The sequence below is a fragment of the Streptomyces sp. G5(2025) genome (assembly GCF_049542075.1).
In the GTDB taxonomy this organism is placed as follows: Bacteria; Actinomycetota; Actinomycetes; order Streptomycetales; family Streptomycetaceae; genus Streptomyces.
Genome location: NZ_JBMUZT010000006.1, coordinates 4,316,482 through 4,336,294, shown reverse-complemented (window position 1 = coordinate 4,336,294; position 19,813 = coordinate 4,316,482). Strand labels below are relative to the sequence as shown.

The 19,813-nt window shown below is 69.0% G+C and carries 9 protein-coding genes and 1 tRNA gene; 1 reads left to right on the top strand and 9 read right to left on the bottom strand.

Annotated features, from left to right (window positions below; all coding sequences use genetic code 11):
- Positions 1-23: 23 nt before the first annotated feature.
- The 4 genes from ACOBQB_RS30490 to ACOBQB_RS30475 are packed head-to-tail and all read right to left on the bottom strand — an operon-like array spanning position 24 to position 8,289.
- Positions 24-3,245: a type I restriction endonuclease subunit R gene (locus ACOBQB_RS30490; RefSeq protein WP_423596213.1), complete on the bottom strand. Its 3,222-nt coding sequence runs from the start codon at positions 3,243-3,245 to the stop codon at positions 24-26.
- Between the two features lie 12 nt (positions 3,246-3,257).
- Positions 3,258-4,532, bottom strand: coding sequence for a restriction endonuclease subunit S (locus ACOBQB_RS30485; protein WP_423596211.1), 1,275 nt, complete (start codon positions 4,530-4,532; stop codon positions 3,258-3,260).
- The gene (locus tag ACOBQB_RS30480) at positions 4,529-6,559 is read right to left on the bottom strand and encodes a type I restriction-modification system subunit M (protein ID WP_423596209.1); all 2,031 of its coding nucleotides are present in this window, start codon (positions 6,557-6,559) and stop codon (positions 4,529-4,531) included. Before ACOBQB_RS30480 ends, ACOBQB_RS30485 begins: the two co-directional genes overlap by 4 nt.
- Positions 6,556-8,289: an N-6 DNA methylase gene (locus ACOBQB_RS30475; protein WP_423596208.1), complete on the bottom strand. Its 1,734-nt coding sequence runs from the start codon at positions 8,287-8,289 to the stop codon at positions 6,556-6,558. Before ACOBQB_RS30475 ends, ACOBQB_RS30480 begins: the two co-directional genes overlap by 4 nt.
- Before the next feature lie 155 nt (positions 8,290-8,444).
- On the opposite strand from ACOBQB_RS30475, the gene ACOBQB_RS30470 reads away from it, so the two are divergent.
- On the top strand, positions 8,445-9,014 hold the full coding sequence (locus ACOBQB_RS30470; protein WP_423596207.1) for a hypothetical protein: 570 nt from the start codon (positions 8,445-8,447) through the stop codon (positions 9,012-9,014).
- Between the two features lie 832 nt (positions 9,015-9,846).
- Here the strand turns inward: ACOBQB_RS30470 and ACOBQB_RS30465 are convergent.
- The 5 genes from ACOBQB_RS30465 to topA all read right to left on the bottom strand — a co-directional run bounded on the left by ACOBQB_RS30465 (position 9,847) and on the right by topA (position 19,503).
- Positions 9,847-9,920: transfer RNA gene (locus ACOBQB_RS30465), tRNA-Thr, on the bottom strand.
- 106 nt (positions 9,921-10,026) lie between these two features.
- Positions 10,027-11,610 (bottom strand): alpha/beta hydrolase, encoded by a 1,584-nt coding sequence (locus tag ACOBQB_RS30460; protein ID WP_423596205.1) that lies wholly within the window; start codon positions 11,608-11,610, stop codon positions 10,027-10,029.
- 170 nt (positions 11,611-11,780) lie between these two features.
- Positions 11,781-12,986: a DNA polymerase III subunit delta' gene (locus ACOBQB_RS30455; protein WP_423596203.1), complete on the bottom strand. Its 1,206-nt coding sequence runs from the start codon at positions 12,984-12,986 to the stop codon at positions 11,781-11,783.
- 132 nt (positions 12,987-13,118) lie between these two features.
- Positions 13,119-16,490 (bottom strand): dTMP kinase, encoded by a 3,372-nt coding sequence (gene tmk, locus ACOBQB_RS30450; RefSeq protein WP_423596201.1) that lies wholly within the window; start codon positions 16,488-16,490, stop codon positions 13,119-13,121.
- 121 nt (positions 16,491-16,611) lie between these two features.
- Complete coding sequence (gene topA, locus ACOBQB_RS30445) at positions 16,612-19,503, bottom strand: type I DNA topoisomerase (RefSeq protein WP_423596199.1); 2,892 nt, start codon at positions 19,501-19,503, stop codon at positions 16,612-16,614.
- Positions 19,504-19,813 lie beyond the last annotated feature (310 nt).

Genomic DNA, 19,813 nt, shown 5'->3' with positions numbered 1-19,813 from the left:
CCTGACGTGCTGCAGAGCACACGCTATGCGGTCGGCGGTTCCGCCGGACGGTTTCCGGACGACTTGAGTTCGGCGGCGCGCTGCTCGGTGGCGCGGCGCTCGGCCTCGCGTCGAACCGGGCGCCGGATGAGCTGGTACGCCTGCTGGGTCGCGACCTGCTTGAACAGGCGGTTGACGTCGGTGTCGTCGAAGTAGCGGACCATCAGGGCGTCGTTGGATGCCGCCTGATCGATGACGATCCGGTCGAGGTCCTTCTGCAGTTCCCCGCCGAAAACCTCCTGATCCTGGTGCAGGGCGATGGCCCGGAGCTCGGGGTCCTCACTGACGGCGACCACGAGCTGGCCGAGCAGGATCTGGTCGGTGGTGGAGAGTCCGGTCCCGTACTCGTCGTTGACGGACTTGATCACTTCGGCCAGCGACATCTCCTCCGCCTCGGCCACGGTCCCAGCCGCCTCGGGTACCAGGCCCGGCAGTACCTGCGCGCCCGCCGCCTCCAGACGCAGCTCCGGGGTGCCCGTCTGGGCGATGCGCATGTGACTCGGGGCGACCGTCCCTATGTCGGCGCCAGCGCTGCGGGCGGGCGCGGGCAGGCGGCGCAGCAGGAAGCGTCCGTACTGGTAGAGCCGTTCCAGTTCAAGGTTCTCGAATCCGATGACGTGGGAGAGCCAGCCGTACGCCTTGGTGTAGGAGTCCAGGGCGCGGCGGAATTCAGCGGCGGTGTCGGGTTCGGTGGCGTTGAGGGCGTTGAAGCGGTCCAGGGCGGGCTGCAGGTAGCCGTAGAGGCGGGCGTGGGCCTTCATGATGGCGGTGTCGGTGGCCGAGCCGCCCTGGAAGGCTGCGAAGTACGCGGCGACAAAGGCGTCCATCTCGGCTTCCACCAGGAGCTGGTAGGCCATCACCTCGCGCTCGCGGTCGAACAGGAGGTTGGGGTCGGTGGGCTCGCTGACCGACGCCTCATAGTACTGCTGGAATGCCTGCTCGATGTCCTCGGGCCGGTTGGCGAAGTCGAGGATGAACAGGTCCTCGGTGGTCTTGAGCCGGTGGGTGCGGTTGAGCCGGGAAAGGGTCTGCACCGCGGCCAGCTTCACCAGGATCTTGTCCACGTACATGGTGGTCAGCAGCGGCTGGTCGAAACCGGTCTGGTACTTCTCGGCGACGACGAGGATGCGGTGCTCGGGCTTGGGGACGGAAGGCGGGTTCGGGTCGTCCGCGCGGGTGTAGCCGAAACGTGCCGGCAGTTCGCGTTCGGGGAAGCCATTGAGCTTGGCCTCGGTGTACTCGATCCCGTCGAGGGTCAGTGCCCCGGAGAACGCGACCAAGGTACCGCAGTCGGTGAAGCTCCGCTGGTCGATGTAGGCCCGCATGGCCTGGTAGAGCCGTACGGCGTGGTCACGGCCGGAGGTGACCACCATCGCCTTGGCCCGGCCACCGAGGCGCGGACTGGAGTGCGCGCGGAAGTGGTCGACGATGATCTTCGCCCGAGAGGCCATCGACGCCTCTGACATCAGCGCAGCCCGCACCAGCCGAGAGCGCGCCTTACGCGGGTCCACCTGCTGCTCCGCCTCCTCGGCGGCAGCTTCCTGGAGCTTGAAGTACGTGGCGTAGGTGATGTAGTTGCCGAGCACGTCCAGGATGAAGCCCTCTTCGATAGCCTGCCGCATCGAGTAGACGTGGAACGGTCTCTTCTCCTGCTCCCCCGAGCCGGGATTGGCGTAAGGGGTGCCGAAGAGGTCGATCGTCTTCGCCTTGGGGGTGGCCGTGAACGCGAAGAAGGACAGGTTCGGCTGCTTGCCGCGCGCCAGGGCCGCGGCCGTCAGCGGATCGCCGTCCTCGTCCACGGCGTCCGAGCCGAGACGTCCCAGCGCCTTCTTCAGTGCCGCCGCGCTCTCGCCGCCCTGGGAGGAGTGCGCCTCGTCGATGATCACGGCGTAGCGCTGACTTCCCAGCCCGGCGACCTTGTCCAGGACGAAGGGGAACTTCTGCACCGTGGTGATCACGATCCGGGCCGTCGGCCCGGTCAGCGCGTCCGCGAGCTGCTGGGAGTTCTCGTCGATCCGTACGACCACGCCGGCCTTGTGGTCGAACTGGTAGATGGTGTCCTGGAGCTGCTTGTCCAGTACCCGCCGGTCGGTGATGACGATGACCTTGTCGAAGACCAGCTTGTTCGCCCCTAGACCGGAGGCGAGCGCAGCGGGTGCGATCTGCCCAGGGTCGTGGGAAGTGTGCAGGCTGGACAGGTGGTGCGCGAGCCAGGCGATGGTGTTGGACTTGCCCGAGCCGGCGGAGTGCTGGATCAGGTAGTTCTCCCCCGCCCCGTGGCGGGCCGCGTGCGCGATGAGTTTGCGCACCGCGTCCCACTGGTGGAACCGCGGGAAGATCAACGGCTGCGTGTGCGCACTACCCGGCTTGTGCGACGCCGCCCGGCCGGCCTTCGCGGCGGCGTCCTCGACGTGCAGGAACCGCTGCAGCAGCTCCAGCCAGTTGTCCCGGGCCCACACCTCGTCGAAGAGGTAGGAGGTGGGGTACTTCCCATCGGTCGAGGCCGGGACATTGCCCGCGCCACCGATCCGGCCAGGGCCACCGGAGCCGGTGTTGAAGGGGAGGAAGCGGGTGGCGTCGCCAGCCAGGCGGGTCGTCAGAAAGGCCAGCGTCGGATCGACCGCAAAGTGGACCAGGCTTCGCTTCGCGAAGAACAGTTCCTTCGGGTCGCGGTCGCGGCGGTACTGCCGCTTGGCGTCTTCGACGGTCTTGCCGGTCAGCCCATTCTTCAACTCCACCGAGGCGACCGGCAGTCCGTTGAGGAAGAATGCCATGTCGAGGCTGTCGGCCGGGCGGGCGGCGGAGTAGTGGAACTGGCGCACGAAGGTGAGTCGATTGGCGTCGTACTCGGCCAAGGCGTCGGCGGCGAGAGTGTGCGCGGGACGAAAGTACGCAAGTTGAATCTTCACGTTGCGGTCATTCACGCCCCGCCGCAACACGTCCAACAGGCCGCGGGAGTCGATCTCCCGCGCCACCCGCTTAGCGAACCGGCCGATGGCCTGCTCTTCGTCCTCGCCGTAGGCGGCCTGGAGCGCCAACCACGCGTCGTTCTGCGACGCGCCCAGGAACGCGACCAGCTCGGAGGTGTCGATGCCGAGCGTGGGGTCGTAGGTGTTCGACAGCCCGCGCTGCCAGCCGCTGCGCAGCAGCGCCGCTTCCACGGCGTTCTCGAATGCCTTCTCGGTGTAGACGCGGGCGTCGTTCATCTGAAATCCCCCTCAGAGATCGCGGTCGTGCACGGGGCGGGCTGTGGTGACGTCGAGCTGTCCGGTGACGGCAGCAGTGATCAAGGCTCGGCGACGCTCGGCGAGTAGAGCGGAAGACGCTTCGACAGCAGCTCTCGCGTCCCCAATATTCCGTTCGTCAACTGCAAGATCGGCGGCAATCTGCGCTTGTTGTTCGACCGGCACAGAAGGGACACGAATCCCCTTGATGTCCTCGGACCTGAGCTTGATCGTCTGGCCCGACTGTCCCCGCATCAACAGAGACATGAATCCCCGCACCGGACTACTGCGCAACATCAGGGAGATAAAATCGGGATTCCATCCGCGATCCGTGCGAACACGATATAGGAGGTCGCTGAGGAGCAGATTGCACCCCTCGGTACGGGCCACCGTCGACACTCCAACAAGTTCCGCAGATCCGCTTCCCCGCGTCAGCAACAGGTCGCCATCCTGGATTTGATAGCGCACATCAGGCTGCACATCATCGGGGAGCCTTTTGTGCTCCAGGTGACGGAAGCTACCCGAACTCACCGCACTCGTCTTGAGTACTGCCCACTCGCCCGGCCCAGCGATGGCATCCTCGCACTGCGGGCTCCACCCTTGCTCCACAGAGCGAATAACCCTTCGGAGAGCAATGAGCCCGTGAGACGAGATCATAGTCTCGACCGCGGCGGCCAGCCGCGACGTCCATAGCTCTTCAAGCATGCCGAGCTGCCGGTCACGAGCCAAAAGGAGGGCATCGATTCGGGCGATCTCGGCATCGAGAAATTCGGCGATGCGACGCTGTTCATCCCGCGGAGGGATGGGGATCGGGACGTTGTTCAGCTCTTCTTTCGTAACGTGGACCATACCGATCATGCCACTGGTGAGCTCTCGTTCGATCCAGTACGTTGCAGCCTGCAGCGACCAGTACAACCACGTCTTTTCGCAGCCCTGAACGGAGACCTTGAAGATGTGCTGGTTCAGAAAATGAAGCCCCGGCTTCTCCCATCTGAAGGGGCCGAAGGACGTACCCGGATTCCCGGACCAAGAGAAGAGCAAATCCCCGGCGCTGACGTGATGCTTTTCACTCAACGTCAGATCGGAATGGTTAAAATTCTCCGAGCCGTTCAGGTTTTCAATTCGAATGATGGGGGTGCCGGACTCCACCCAACCATCGGATTTGAAAACGTACCCATTGTGCAACGTCGCGAGATATTTGAGCGGAACCACTCTCCATGAGTCCGGCGGCGTCGCACCGTACGGAACATGGCGGGAGGCAAACGTCACGCGGTCACCTCGCCGATCAGGGCCTGAATCTCGGCCTCCAACGACTTCAGTTCCGCGTCGATCGCCGTAAGTGGCCTCGGCGGCGTGTAGACGTAGAAGTGGCGGGTGAAGGGGATCTCATACCCCAGCTTGAATCGCTCCATCTCCTTGGTCTTCGGATTGCGGGTCTCGGCGATCCAAGCGTCCGGGACGTGGGGAAGCACCTCACGAGCGAAATACTCGTCGATGTCTTCGCTCAGCGGGACGTTCTCGTTGTCGCGCAGGTCGGAGTCAGACTCGGGCTTGCCCTTGACGAGCTGAACCTCACCCTCCGGATCGGCCACTCCCACGGCATCACGCAGGGCCTTCTGGAAGGGCGTGGCGGAGGGCCACAGCACGCCGCCGGCCACCATCGCCGTGCGCATGGCGTCCCACGCCTCAGCCTTGGTCGACCACTGCGACCCGAGCAGCGGCTTGAGCGCGGCCAGCAACAACTGGACCGCTGCCTCGCCCCCGACCGCCTTCTTCACGGCGGCAGACGCACCGAGCTGAGCGAGGCCGTCATCGGTCAGCGCGAAGCGGAGCTTGAGCGGCCGGTCCACGGTGATGCGCTGATAGCCGAAGTCCCGGTTAGCGAAAACCTTCACCCGCCCGTGATCCGGATGTGCTTCGTCGCTGGCGATGCTCAGCGCATCGCGGTAGATCGCGCAGATCTTTCCGATCTGCGCCCGTGTGATCTCCTTGCGCTTCTCACCGAGGGACTTGCGCATCTTGGTCCACTGATCGCGAGCGTCGAGCAGGATCACGCGGCCCTTGCGGTCGGCAGGCTTGCGGTTGGTGACGATCCAGAAGTACGTGGAGATGCCCGTGTTGTAGAAGAGCTGGTCCGGGAGGGCGACGATCGCCTCCAGGTAGTCGTGCTCGATGATCCACCGGCGGATCTCCGACTCGCCCGACCCTGCCCCACCAGTGAAGAGCGGGGAGCCGTTGAAGACGATGGCCAGGCGGGTGCCGCCGACCTCGTCGCCCGCATCGTCCTTCTTGAGCGGCTGCATCTTGCTCATCATGTGCTGCAGGAACAGCAGCGAGCCGTCGTTGATCCGAGGCAGGCCAGCTCCGAAGCGGCCGTCAAATCCCCGGTCCTCGTGCTCACGGCGTACGACCTTCTCGACCTTCTTCCACTCCACACCGAAGGGTGGGTTGGCGAGCATGTAGGTGAAGGTCTCGCCGTCGTGGCCGTCCTGACTGAAGGAGTTGCCGAAACGGATGTTCTTAGCCGTATGGCCCTTCAGCAGCATGTCGGAGCGGCAGATCGCGTACGACTCGGCGTTCAGCTCCTGTCCGAACAGGTTGACGCGCACGCCCGGGTTCAGCTTACGGATGTGTTCCTCGGCCGCAGAGAGCATGCCGCCAGTACCGCAGGCCGGGTCGAGGATCTTCACGACCTGACCCTTCTTGGTCAGCCGGTCGTCGTCCGGGGCGAGCAGCAGCTCGACCATCAGCTCGATGACCTCGCGCGGGGTGAAGTGCTCGCCGGCGGTCTCGTTGGAGGCATCGGCGAACTTGCGGATCAGCTCCTCGAAGACGTAGCCCATGTCGTGGTTGTCCACGGCCTCGAAGCTCAGGTCCAGGCCGGCGAACTTCCGCACCACCTGGTAGAGCAGGTCAGCGTTGTCCAGGCGGTCGATCTGGAGGTGGAACTCGTAGCGGTTGATGATCTCCGTGGCCTCCGAGGAGAATCCCCGGATGTAGTCCTTGAGGTTCTTCGCCACGTTGGCCGCGTCGCTGCTGATCGTGTCGAAGGTCTGCTCGGAGAGGTTGTAGAACTTCAGCTTGGAGGCTGCCATGAGCAGTCCGTCCTTGTTCTCCCCGGTGTAGGAGGCCGCCCGGTCCCACACCGCCTGGCGGGTCGGGGCCATGACGCAGTCCAGCCTGCGCAGCACCGTCAGCGGCAAGATGACCCTTCCGTACTCCGAGCGCTTGTAGTCACCGCGCAGCAGATCGGCCACCGACCAGATGAAGTCGGCCAGTTCCTGGTTCTTGCTCAACGTGCCCTGTCCTCTCGCCTCACTGCGGCGTCTCTGTCGGTCGTCGTGCTTTGCTGTTCAGCGTCGTCGCCGTCACAGGTCGGCGGCGGATCGAGGGCGCCGCCGGTGAGGCCGTCGCGGGCGAGCCGTGCAGCCCGGTCACCCATCCTGGCGAGTTCGGTGAGTTCGCGCTCGAACGCGCCCAACGAGCGAAAGGCGTCGCCGTAGCGGTGCTGTCGCTCAACGTCCATGCGGGGTAGACGCGCCGCCTGCAGGTCCGCTCGGAACGTACCCGAGGAGGACGTGCTACGACGGGCGTTCGCCGCGCTACTGGCGAATCCACGTACATAGTCGGGATCCAGCTGGTCGCTGGCGGAGATGAGCTCATCACCGTCCAGGCTGACCAGGCCGGCGGCCAGCAGGTCACTCACTGCGACCGGGACGCCGTCGTCCAGGGCGTCGGACCGGCCGCGTGGGGGAAGCTCGGGAAGCAGCGCCCGCAGGCGGTTCAGGCGCGTGTCGAAATCCTCGCGCAGCTTGGCGTACTCCACCGCGTAGTCGGGTTCCGGCTCGCGTACGTAGCGGCTGGGCGTGAGGTCCACCTCGTTGTCCAGGAGATCGATCAGCGGCACCTCCGCCTGCTGGTGCGGCTGAGGCTCCCACGGTCCGTCCGGGCTGTTGGCGCTGAGATCCACCATGCGTACCGTCCTCGTCGCCCGCCCAGGGACGGAGGGACGAATCAGCAGCCACAGGTGTAGCGGGAGTGCGTGACTGGCGGCGAGGCCCGGTGGCAGGGCCACCACCGCGGCGACGCAACCACGACGCACCAACTCCGCCCGGATCCTGCGACCGGAGCGGCGATGGGCGACTGATGCCGGCAGGACCACCACAGCCTGCCCGCCGGGTGCCGTGTGGTGGTAGCAGTGCTGAAGCCAGGCGAGTTCACTCTCTCCTCGCGAGGGGACACCAGCCTCCCAGCGCGGATCGATGAGAAGCTGCTCGCGGCCCCAGTCGGCCACGGCGGTCGGCGGCTCGCACACGACCAGGTCCGCGCGGAGATCGGGAAACGCGTCAGCTCGCAACGAGTCGCCCACAACGACCTGAACCGGCGCCGCCGCCCCGGTGGCGACCAAGGCCGCGCGCACGTGGGCCACGCGCGTCGCGTCCGCGTGTGTGTCCTGCCCCAGTCTGCTCCCGACCGCGCCGCCGCCCACCGCGACGAGAAGCGAGCCGATGCCGCACGCCGGGTCGAAGACGGTGCCAGTGGTTTCACCAGCGAATTCTCGGACAGCGCGAGCCAGTCGCAGTGTCGAGGCCCCGTCCAACGTGGCCCGCGCGGTGGACTCCAGCAGCCGGGCAACCAGAGCGTCCATCACCTCGGTGGGCATCCGGTCGGCGACCAGTCCGTCCACCGCCTCGCGGGCGGTCTGGTCGGTCAGCTCTTCCGCATCGCCCCGGAGATGTTCCCCGACAGCAGCCAGCGCCCTGACCATTTCCTCGCCGTAGGTGCCACGCAGCGCCTGCCAGAGTCGGACCTCCCCACTGACCTCTCGCCCTTCGCGCTGCCCTTCCAGCCACTGCCGTACCTCGGCGAGCGAGAACAGGGGACTCGCCGAGGTGCCCCCTACCGGGGCGGGGAAGTCCGAACGCCGCCTGCGCCAGTTGGACACCGCGGCGCGCGTCACGCCCGCCAATCGCGCGATCTCCGCAGCGGTCACCGCGGTACCAGGCACCTCGTCTTCTGCGGCCATGGGGCGACCGTACACCAGCATCACCACGAGCCCAGGTTACATCGCGTTGACACCGCCAACAGAATACAGTTGACTTCGATGTCAGGCGCTGGCGATGCGGACGCCCACGCCACATCCCCCGACGCTTCGCGGGGGTCGAGCGAGGGGAATCGATCATGGCTGCTGATCGCGAGCACGACGAAGAGGACGACCGCGAGAGCGTCGACACCCTCTATCGCAACTGGGAGCAGCTGGTCTTTCGGCTGCGCAGAACCGGCGACGAGGTCCGTGCTCTCCACGCACGCATGACACCGTGGCACGGATCGGAACCGCGGCGCGCGGCGGACTGGAACTGGATCATGAAAGCATTCGCGCGAGTAGCCTCAACCGCCAGCAAGAGCGACTTCGAGAGCTTGATCTTCCGGACCACAGAACTGCACCACCGTGGTATCGAGATCCTAAATCCGGATCGCGGACCCCAGCCCATTCCGTCACCCTTCGTACGGCAAATGCCCGCGGATCAGGCCGAAATCGAAGCCAAGCGCTACCAACGCCAGGTTCGGCATGTGCTCACCTATCAAGAACACATCCGCCACTCCCTCGACCACTTTGTCATCGCTTGGACGGCGCTCGTCGACGGCTGCTCGATCTGCGACTGGGAGATGATCGACGACGAGTTCCCCAAGCTCGCCGTGTTGGCCACGGAAGCCCAGAGAGCCTTCGACATCTGGCTATCGCTCGACTGATGTCGTCTCGGTTCAGAAGGGGAGGCCCAAGCGCTCTCTCGACATGCATCCGGCGAGGGATGACGACGCACTTCGGCGCGTCCTTGAAGATGCTTCGATGGGCTGCTGGGGGAGCCCTCGCGACCTGCTGGCCGCCACGGAGGCGGGCTGGGACCGGCGAACCTTCCGCCGCCAGGTCCTCGCCGAGGCCGGGGCGCGGCCCAGGTTCGCCGACACCTGGGCCAAGGCCGAACCGCGCTCACCACACACCCTCACCCGGCTGGCCAATGTGCAGGCCCTGCGGGCGATGATCGCTGGCCCTGAGGGCGGCCGGGTGCTGATGGAGGAGGTGTGGGCGACCTGCCGCACCGCGCTGGCGGTGTGCCGCAGGATGTCGCCCCTCTGGTTGTCATGCCTCGCGCTACTGCGCATCCATGCCCCGAACCGGAAGACACTGATTCGGGTGCGGGAGGAGATCAAGCAGCGTGACCGTGGAACCCGCGAGGCGCACCACGCTCGTACCCCTGCTCCGCCCCAGCCCCCAGCGCCCGATTTCCGGTCTCCAGCTCAACGGCGGGGGGAAGTTCCAGCCGCTTCTCTCGGCTCATCGCCTTCGCCCGGCCGACGGATTCGCTCCCACGCATACGCGCTCCAACCATGATTGAGCCCTCGGCGAACGTGACGACCACGCCCGGTTCCAGGCCACCAAATGCAGCATGACGAAGCCTGTGTCCTCACGACACAACGTGATATCGATCGCAAGCCACCTCGCGGCACCCCGGCCGTGTGACGCGTCACGCCCCGAGCAACAGAAAACCCCAGGTCACGGGCTATGTGACCTGGGGTTTCTCGGAGCCGCCTTCGGGATTCGAACCCGAGACCTACGCATTACGAGTGCGTTGCTCTGGCCATCTGAGCTAAGGCGGCGCGCCGTCCGCACCATCGTGCGATCAGCAACGCGGCCAAGTCTACACAGTCTCTGGGGGTGCTCCGCACACCCCTCCCGGACGGGGCCCGCAGCCCCTCGGAACCGCTACGAGCAGCGCTTTCCGTCCGCCGGTGCTGTGCCCTCCAGGAGGTACCTGTTGATCGTCGAGTCGACGCACGCGCTGCCCCTGCCGTACGCCGTGTGGCCGTCGCCCTCGTACGTGAGGAGGTGGCCGGAGGCGAGCTGTGAGGCCAGGGCCTGTGCCCAGTGGTAGGGGGTCGCCGGGTCGCGGGTCGTGCCGACGACCACGATGGGGGCCGCTCCCTCCGCCGTGATGCGGTGCGGCTCACCCGTGGCCTTCAACGGCCAGTACGCGCAGTTCAGCGAGGACCACGCGAGGCCCTCGCCGAAGACCGGGGAGGCCTTCTCGAAGTCGGGCACGGCCTCCTTGGCCTCGGCCGGCGTGGTGAAGGCGGGCGGCAGGTCCAGGCAGTTCACGGCGGCGTTGGCGAACATCAGGTTCGCGTACGTGCCGTCGCTGTCCCGCTCGTAGTAGCTGTCGGAGAGGGCCAGCAGGGCCGAGCCGTCCTTGTTCCGCATCGCCGAGGTGAGCGCGTCCCGCAGCTGCGGCCAGGCGCCCTCGTCGTACATCGCGGCGATCACGCCCGTCGTGGCGAGTGCCTCGCCGAGCTTGCGGCCCGAGGAGTCGCCGGCCGGCAGAGGCGCGCGGTCCAGTTGGTCGAAGAAGCCCTTCAGCCGCTTGCCCGCCTCGCCGGGGCTCCGGGAGCCGAGCGGGCACTCGCGGCCGAGCGCCACGCAGTCCTTCGCGAACGCCCGGAACGCCGTCTCGAAACCGGCGGTCTGGTCGCGGTTCATGCGCCGTGCGGACAGGGACGGGTCCATCGCGCCGTCCAGCACGAGGCGGCCCACGCGCTTCGGGAAGAGCCCGGCGTACGTCGCGCCGAGGAAGGTCCCGTACGAAGCGCCGACGTACGACAGCTTCTCGTCGCCCAGCGCCGCCCTCAGGACGTCCATGTCCCGCGCCGCCTCGACCGTGGAGACATGCGGCAGGATCGCCCCCGACCGCTTCTCGCAGCCCGCCGCGAAGTCCTCGAAGGAGGCCCGGAGGCCGTCGGTCTCGCGCTGGTCGTCAGGGGTGACGTCGGTCTGCGTGTACGCGTCCATCTCCTTGCCGTCGAGGCAGGTGACGGGCTCGCTGCGGGCCACGCCGCGCGGGTCGACGGCGACCATGTCGTAGTGGGCGCGGACCTCTTCGGGGTAGCCGAGCGCCGCGTACGACTGGAGGTAGCCGATCGCGGAGCCGCCGGGTCCGCCCGGGTTGACGAGGAGTGAACCGAGCCGTGTCTTCCGCTGGGTGGCCTGCTTGCGGGCCACCGCCAGCTTGATGTCGCCCGCCGCGGGTTTGTCGTAGTCGCGCGGGGCCTTCATCGAGGCGCACTCGAAGCCGGCGACACCGCACTCGCGCCAGCTGAGCTTCTGGTCGTAGTACGGGGCCAGCTCCGCGGGGGTGGAGCGGGGCAGCGCGGCCATGGAGACGTCCGCCGTCGGGCCCCCCGACGAGCAGCCCGAGACGAGCAGCCCGGCGGCCACGAGCAGCGTGCCGCACGTACGGACGGAGAGGCGGCGGTGGCGGCGGTGGCGACGGCGGCTGTCGCGACTGGTGTCCATCACGCGAGACTAACTCTCCGCGCATGGCACATCACAGGCGGTACATCACCGCTACTCGTATGGGTGATGCCGTCAACCAGGCGCTCACACACCGCCGTTCACTGCCAGACGTCCGCCCACCGCCGTTCACCGCCGGACACCGGCACGCCGCCGTTCGCCGCCGTACGGCGTCATCCCGCCCGCAGCGCCACCGTCATCGCCTCCACCGCGAGGAGCGGCGCCACATTGCGGTCGAGGGCCGTGCGGCAGGCGCCGATCGCCTCGATGCGGCGCAGTGTGGACTCCGGCGAGGTGCCGAGGGCCATGCGCTCCAGCATGTCCTGCACCTCGGTGTTGGCGATGGCCACGCGGGAACCGAGCTGGAGGGCGAGGACGTCGCGGTAGAGGCCGGTCAGGTCGATGAGCGCGAGGTCCAGGCTGTCGCGCTGCGTACGGGTCCTGCGGCGCTTCTGCCGGTCCTCCAGCTCCTTCATCACGCCCGCGGTGCCGCGCGGCATCCGGCCGCCCTGTCCTCCGCCGAGCGCCGCCTTCAGGTCCTCGGTCTCCTTGGTGTCGACGTCCTCGGCGACCTGCTTCGCGTCGTCGGTCGCCGTGTCGATCAGCTCCTGCGCGGCCTTGAGGCAACCGCCGATCTCCTGCACGCGCAGGGGCAGCTTCAGGACGGCGGCCCTGCGCTCACGCGCGCGCGGGTCGGTGGCGAGCCGCCGGGCGCGGCCGATGTGCCCCTGCGTGGCGCGCGCCGCGGCGGCCGCGACGTCCGGCTCGATGCCGTCTCTGCGTACGAGCACGTCGGCCACGGCGTCCACCGGAGGCGTACGCAAGGTCAGGTGCCGGCAGCGGGAGCGGATGGTCGGCAGCACGTCCTCCAGGGAGGGCGCGCAGAGCAGCCACACGGTGCGGGGGGCGGGCTCCTCCACGGCCTTCAGCAGGACGTTCCCCGCGCCCTCCGTGAGGCGGTCGGCGTCCTCCAGGACGATGACCTGCCAGCGGCCGACCGCGGGCGAGAGCTGGGCACGCCGGACGAGCTCGCGGGTCTCCTTGACGCCGATGGACAACAGGTCCGTACGCACCACTTCCACGTCGGCGTGGGTACCGATGAGGCTGGTGTGGCAGCCGTCGCAGAAGCCGCAGCCGGGCACGCCGCCGAGCGCGCGGTCCGGGCTCGTGCACTGCAGGGCGCCGGCGAAGGCGCGCGCCGCCGTGGACCGTCCGGAGCCGGGCGGGCCCGTGAACAGCCAGGCGTGCGTCATCTTCGACGAGTCCGGCACGGGCATGTCGGCGGCGACCGCCGTCACCAGCGCGTCGGCGTCCCGGGCGGCGGCACTCAGCTGCTCGCTCACCCGCTCCTGACCCACCAGGTCGTCCCACACGCTCATGGGGTCACCGCCTTACTCTGCACGCTGCTCTGCACTGCACTGAACTGCTCTCGCCGGACTGCCCATTGTGGGACACGGCACTGACAATCCGGCACGGACCGGCTCCGGTGTTCACGTTCCGACGGCGGTGTGTCAACGCCGACGGCCTCCCCGGCGCCCTCGCCTGGCGTCGCCGCCGCCACCGTCGCCGTGGTCCAAGTCGGCGTCCACATCGGCGTCGTCCTCGTGCGAACCCAGCAGTTCGTCCGCCAGAGTCGGCATGCCGTCCTGCGGCGTCTCCTCGGCCCAGTCGGGCCGGGACCGCACCGGTACGCCTTGCTCGTCGATCTGGGGCAGCTCCCGGGTGCGCTCATTGGCGCTCTCGGGGGTCGCCGGGCGCTCGTCCCGGAAGTAGCCCGGCGGCACCTTGCCGTCGAGGTCCGCGCGGTCCTCGCGGACGGCCGGCAGGACGGCGGTGTCATCCGTGGCCCCCGGAACGGGCGGCTGCGGCAGCACCGCGGTGTCCTCCGACCCCGGACCGTCGGGCCGCACCTGCGGCAACACAGCGGTCTCGTCGGCCGCTCCGGAGGGCGGTGGCGCCACGACCGGCGTGGGCACGGTGGTCTCGTTGTCCGGCACGGACGGTACGGGCGGCACGGGTGGCCTGGGCGCCGCGGACGACTCGGCCCCCGCGGACTCGAACCCTGCGGACGCAGACCCCGCCGACTTCCCCGAAGCCTTCGACAACCCGACGCCCTTCGAAGCCCCAGAGCCCGCAGCCGACGCAGAGTCCGCCGTTGCCCCGGCAGCCCCGGCTGCCCCAGGCGCCCCGGCAGCCACAGCCGCCCCCGCCGACTTGCCCGGCGCAGGTGCAACAGGCGTAACCGGCGTAACTGACGGAACAGGCGCCACCGGCGTAACAGGCGCCACCGGCGCCGCAGCCGCCTCCGCAGCCGCCGCGGCCATCCTCCGCGCCTCCTCCGCCCGCAGCAACGCCTCCTCGGCCTTCCGCTGCTTCTCCAGGCGGCGCTTCTCCGCCTCGGCCCGCCGCCGCGCCTCTTCCTCGGCCTCCCGGCGGCGCCGCTCCTCCTCGGCAGCCCTGACCTTCTCCTCGGCGAGCAGCCTGGCCTTCTCCTCCTCGGCCTTGCGGCGGGCCTCCTCGGCACGCTTCCTGGCCTCCTCGGCCTGCCGCTCGGCCTCGCGGCGCTGGGCCTCCTCCAGCTCGCGCCGCTTGCGCTCCTCCTCCTCGGCGCGGAGCTTGGCGAGCTGCGCCTGGCGCTCACGCTCCAGGCGCTCCTCCTCGGCCTTGCGCGCGGCCTCTTCCTCGGCCTTGCGCCGCGCCTCCTCCTCGGCGGCCTTGCGGGCCTCTTCCTGGGCCTTCACCTCGGCCTCGGAGAGCGGCAGCACCAGGTCGAGCCGGTGCCGGATCACGGTCGTGACCGCCTCCGGCTCCTGCGAGGCGTCGACGACGAGGTAGCGGCCCGGGTCGGCGGCGGCGAGCGTGAGGAAACCGGACCGCACGCGCGCGTGGAACTCGGCGGGCTCCGACTCCAGCCGGTCGGGCGCCTCGGTGAACCGTTCGCGGGCGGCCTCGGGCGACACGTCGAGCAGGCAGGTCAGATGCGGTACGAGGCCACCGGTCGCCCAGCGGTTGATGCGGGCGACCTCGGTCGGCGACAGATCGCGGCCCGCGCCCTGGTAGGCGACGGACGAGTCGATGTAGCGGTCGGAGATGACGACGGCACCGCGCTCCAGGGCGGGCCGTACGACCGTGTCGACGTGCTCGGCGCGGTCGGCTGCGTACAGGAGCGCCTCGGCGCGGTGCGAGAGCCCGGCCGACGAGACGTCGAGGAGGATCGACCGCAGCCGCTTGCCGACGGGCGTCGCCCCCGGCTCGCGCGTGACGACGACCTCGTGGCCCTTGGCGCGGATCCACTCGGCGAGCGCCTCGGCCTGGGTGGACTTCCCCGCGCCGTCACCGCCCTCCAGGACGATGAAGAAGCCGCTGGCGGAGGGCGCCTGCACCGGGTCGTCGCCGCGCAGCGCGTCCCGCAGGTCGTGCCGCAGGGGCACGCCCTGCCGGTCGTCGGCCTTGGCGAGGACCAGCGCGGCCACCGGCAGCAGCAGCGCGCCGACCAGCATCAGCGTGAAGGCGGCGCCTCCGTGGTCGAAGACGAACTTGCCGTTGACCATGCGGTGCGGCCCGATCAGGGCGGCGACCACCGGGGCCACCAGCACGCTCAGCGCGACGACGAGGCGTACGACGGCCTGGAGGTGCTCCGTGGTGCGGGCCCTGCGGTAGTCCTCGACCTCCTGGTCGAGGAGGGAGTGCCCGATGTTCGCGGCGACGCCCGCGGCGACACCGGCGAGGGCCAGGAGCAGCAGGACGGTCGTCACGTCGGGCACGAGGCCCGCGGCGAGCAGCGCGACGCCGGTGAGGGCGATCGCGAGCGCGAGCAGCCGACGGCGGGAGAGCGAGGTCAGCAGGGACGGCGCAGTACGGATGCCGACGACGGTGCCGCCGGTCAGGGCGAGGACGATCAGGCCGTACGTGACGGGCCCGCCGCCGAGGTCCTTGGCGTGCAGCACGGCGACGGCGACGGCCGCGGCGATGGCGGCGGCGACGGCGGCGCAGGCCGTGACGAACAGCGGGATGGCTCCGGTGCGGCCCTTGTCGGTGCCGGTGCCGTTGCGGGGCCTGCGCAGGCCTTCGAGCGGGCTACGCGCGCGTGGCGTCGGCGTACCGGGAAACCGCAGGAAGTACACGATGGAGAGCGACCCGGCGTACAGCCCGGCGGCGACGAACGAGGCGAGTCCCGCCTGGTGCTCCGCGAACCAGTCGAGCCCGGCGCCCAGGAGGTTGCCGACGAGCGTGATCGCGACGAGCACGGCGGCCGCGAGGGGCAGCGCCACAAAACCCGTACGCAGGGACAGGCGCCGCAGCGCGTCCATGTGGTCCGGCAGGGGCCGCACCGTCGCGCCCTCCAGGGGCGGCGCGGGCAGCAGGGCGGGCGCGGCGCTCTCCCGTGAGACCGTCCAGAACCGCTCGGCGACACCGACCACGAAGGAGGTCACCAGGAGCACCGCGAGGGCGTTGTCCGGGGTCCAGTCGATCCACAGCGGGGCGACGACCAGCAGGGCGGCGCGCACGCCGTCGGCGCCGACCATGGTCCAGCGCCGGTCGAGGGGGCCGCCCGGTGATGTGAGGGAGGTCAGCGGGCCCAGCAGTACCGCTCCGAAGAGGAGCGTGGCGAGGACGCGCGCTCCGAAGACGGCGGTGACGGCGAAGGCCACGCCGCGGTAGCCGCCTCCGAAGGCGCCTTCCGCGATGGCGGACTGGAGGGCGAGAATCACCAGGACGAGCAGGGCGAGCGCGTCGCCGACACCGCCGACGAGCTGTGCGCTCCACAACCGCTTCAGCTGCGGTACGCGCAGCAAGGCGCGGACGGCACGCTCTCGGGAATCTGCGACCAGGGCTTCGTCGGGGGCCGGGTTTCCGGCCGTTGGCTGCTCGGCACGCGTCATCCGTCCAGCCTATCCGGACGCGCCACCTCCCACTCCTCCCCACCCGAACAAACGACCGCACCGGGTGCCGGTCAATCAGGCACCCGGTGCGCGCTGCATCAAACGCCCGGCACGGGAGGCGTCAGTCCTCCGAAGCAGAGGCCGTACTGGAAGCGGCCGCCTTAGCAGTCGTCTTCTTAGCCGTCGTCTTCTTAGCCGTCGTCTTCTTAGCCGTCGTCTTCGTGGCAGTCGTCTTCTTGGCGGTGGTCTTAGCGGCCGTCTTCTTGGCGGCTGTTTTCGTAGCAACCGTCTTCTTGGCGGCAGCCTTCTTTGCGGGCGCCTTCTTCGCGGCCTTCTTGGCGGTCTTCTTCGCCGGCGCCTTGGCCCGCTTCTCCGCGAGCAGTTCGTAGCCCCGCTCCGGAGTGATGTCCTCGACCGAGTCCGCCGCCCGCAGCGTCGCGTTCGTCTCGCCGTCCGTGACATACGCCCCGAAGCGGCCGTCCTTGACGACGACCGGCTTCCCGCTGACCGGGTCCTCGCCCAGCTCCTTCAGCGGCGGCTTCGCCGCGGCGCGACCGCGCTGCTTCGGCTTGGAGTAGATCTCCAGGGCCTCTTCCAGCGTGATCGTGAAGAGCTGCTCCTCGCTCTCGATGGAGCGCGAGTCGGTGCCCTTCTTCAGATACGGGCCGTACCGGCCGTTCTGCGCGGTGATCTCGACGCCCTCGGCGTCGGTGCCGACGACGCGCGGCAGCGACATCAGCTTCAGCGCGTCCTCAAGGGTGACCGTGTCGAGCGACATGGACTTGAAGAGCGAGGCCGTGCGCGGCTTGACCGCGTTCTTGCCGGTCTTCGGGGTGCCCTCGGGGAGGATCTCGGTGACGTACGGGCCGTAGCGGCCGTCCTTGGCGACGATCTGGTTGCCGGAGACCGGGTCGGCGCCCAGCTCGAAGTCGCCGCTCGGCTTGGCGAGCAGTTCCTCCGCGTACGCGACGGTCAGCTCGTCCGGCGCCAGGTCCTCGGGGACGTCGGCCCGCTGGTGCTCCTCGGAGTCGCGCTCGCCGCGCTCGATGTAGGGGCCGTAGCGGCCGACGCGCAGCATGATGCCGTCGCCGACCGGGAAGGAGGAGACCTCACGGGCGTCGATGGCACCGAGGTCGGTGACGAGTTCCTTGAGGCCGCCCAGGTGGTCGCCGTCGCCGTTGCCCGCGTCGGCGGCGCCTCCGGAGGGCTCGCCCTCACCGAAGTAGAAGCGCCGCAGCCACGGCACGGCCTGTGCCTCGCCGCGCGCGATGCGGTCGAGGTCGTCCTCCATCCTGGCGGTGAAGTCGTAGTCGACGAGCCGCCCGAAGTGCTTCTCCAGGAGGTTGACGACGGCGAACGACAGGAAGGAGGGAACGAGTGCCGTCCCCTTCTTGAAGACGTAACCGCGGTCGAGGATCGTCCCGAGGATCGACGCGTACGTCGACGGGCGGCCGATCTCGCGCTCTTCGAGCTCCTTGACCAGCGAGGCCTCGGTGTAGCGGGCCGGCGGCTTGGTGGCGTGGCCGTCCACCGACATCCCGTCGGCGGAGAGCGCGTCGCCCTCGTTGACCTGCGGGAGCCTGCGCTCGCGGTCGTCCAGTTCGGCGTTCGGGTCGTCGGCGCCCTCGACGTAGGCCTTGAGGAAGCCGTGGAAGGTGATGGTCTTGCCGGACGCGCTGAACTCGGCGTCCCGGCCGTCGCTCGCCCGGCCGCCGATCTTGACGGTGACGGAGTTCCCGGTCGCGTCCTTCATCTGGGAGGCGACGGTCCGCTTCCAGATCAGTTCGTAGAGCCGGAACTGGTCACCGGTCAGGCCGGTCTCGGCGGGCGTACGGAAACGGTCGCCCGAGGGGCGGATCGCCTCGTGCGCCTCCTGCGCGTTCTTGACCTTGCCGGCGTACGTGCGCGGCTTGTCCGGGAGGTAGTCGCTGCCGTAAAGCTGCGTGACCTGCGCGCGGGCCGCCGTGACGGCCGTGTCGGAGAGGGTCGTGGAGTCCGTACGCATGTAGGTGATGAAGCCGTTCTCGTACAGCTTCTGGGCCACCTGCATGGTCGCCTTCGCGCCGAAGCCGAGCTTGCGGCTCGCCTCCTGCTGCATCGTCGTCGTACGGAAGGGGGCGTACGGCGAGCGGCGGTACGGCTTGGACTCGACGGACCGTACGGAGAAGTTCGTGTCCTGGAGCGCGGCGGCCAGCGTGCGGGCGTTCGCCTCGTCCAGGTGCAGGGTGCCCGCGCTGCCCGCCTTGAGCTGCCCGACGGAGTCGAAGTCGCGGCCCTGTGCGATGCGCTTGCCGTCGACCGTGGTGAGGCGGGCGACCAGCTGCGAGGGGTCGGAGGCGTCACCGGCACGGCCGGTGCCGAAGGTGCCGGTCAGGTCCCAGTACTCGGCGGAGCGGAAGGCGATGCGCTCGCGCTCCCGTTCGACGACAAGGCGGGTGGCCACGGACTGGACGCGGCCGGCCGACAGGCGCGGCATGACCTTCTTCCACAGGACCGGCGAGACCTCGTAGCCATAGAGGCGGTCGAGGATACGGCGGGTCTCCTGGGCGTCGACCATGCGCTTGTTGAGCTCGCGCGGGTTGGCGACGGCGCTGCGGATCGCGTCCTTGGTGATCTCGTGGAAGACCATCCGGTGGACGGGGACCTTGGGCTTCAGGACCTCAAGGAGGTGCCACGCGATGGCTTCGCCCTCGCGGTCCTCATCGGTGGCGAGGAAGAGTTCGTCGGAGTCCTTCAGCAGGTCCTTGAGCTTCTTGACCTGCGCCTTCTTGTCGGCGTTGACGACATAGACGGGCGCGAAGTCGTGCTCGACGTCCACGCCGAGGCGGCGCACCTCGCCGGTGTACTTCTCGGGCACCTCCGCGGCGCCGTTGGGGAGGTCGCGGATGTGCCCGACGCTGGCCTCGACTACGTAGCCGGGGCCGAGGTAGCTCTTGATCGTCTTCGCCTTGGCAGGCGACTCGACGATGACGAGTCGGCGGCCGCCCTGTGCGGTCTCGCTGGTCGGGGACAACTTCGCTCTTCTCTCCGGTCGAACGTCGGTGGCAGTGCGCGGTGGCACCACTTGGTCGCAGTGCTCGTGACAGTGCGGTGGCGTGCTCGCATGGCCTGCGTTGCGCTGTCGCTGCGGAGTGTGACGGTACATCCCGCCCCCGTGTCAAACGGGAAAAGCCCGCAACGGCCACTCGAACGGTAACCCGACTACCGCCATTCCTGCCGCCCGGAGTGGCGACCTGCCGTTTCGGCGCCCGGCGGGAGGCGCGGCCGCGCCGGACCGGGGCGATCACCGCGACGGGCTCCCGGGCCGCGCCGGAGTGGGTTCC

Bases quoted from the DNA above. Each gene is read 5' to 3' on its own strand.
- ACOBQB_RS30460 (WP_423596205.1), bottom strand. From the start codon at position 11,610: ATGGACACCAGTCGCGACAGCCGCCGTCGCCACCGCCGCCACCGCCGC.
- ACOBQB_RS30470 (WP_423596207.1), top strand. From the start codon at position 8,445: ATGGCTGCTGATCGCGAGCACGACGAAGAGGACGACCGCGAGAGCGTC.
- ACOBQB_RS30490 (WP_423596213.1), bottom strand. From the start codon at position 3,245: ATGAACGACGCCCGCGTCTACACCGAGAAGGCATTCGAGAACGCCGTG.
- ACOBQB_RS30475 (WP_423596208.1), bottom strand. From the start codon at position 8,289: ATGGCCGCAGAAGACGAGGTGCCTGGTACCGCGGTGACCGCTGCGGAG.
- ACOBQB_RS30455 (WP_423596203.1), bottom strand. From the start codon at position 12,986: ATGAGCGTGTGGGACGACCTGGTGGGTCAGGAGCGGGTGAGCGAGCAG.
- tmk (WP_423596201.1), bottom strand. From the start codon at position 16,490: ATGACGCGTGCCGAGCAGCCAACGGCCGGAAACCCGGCCCCCGACGAA.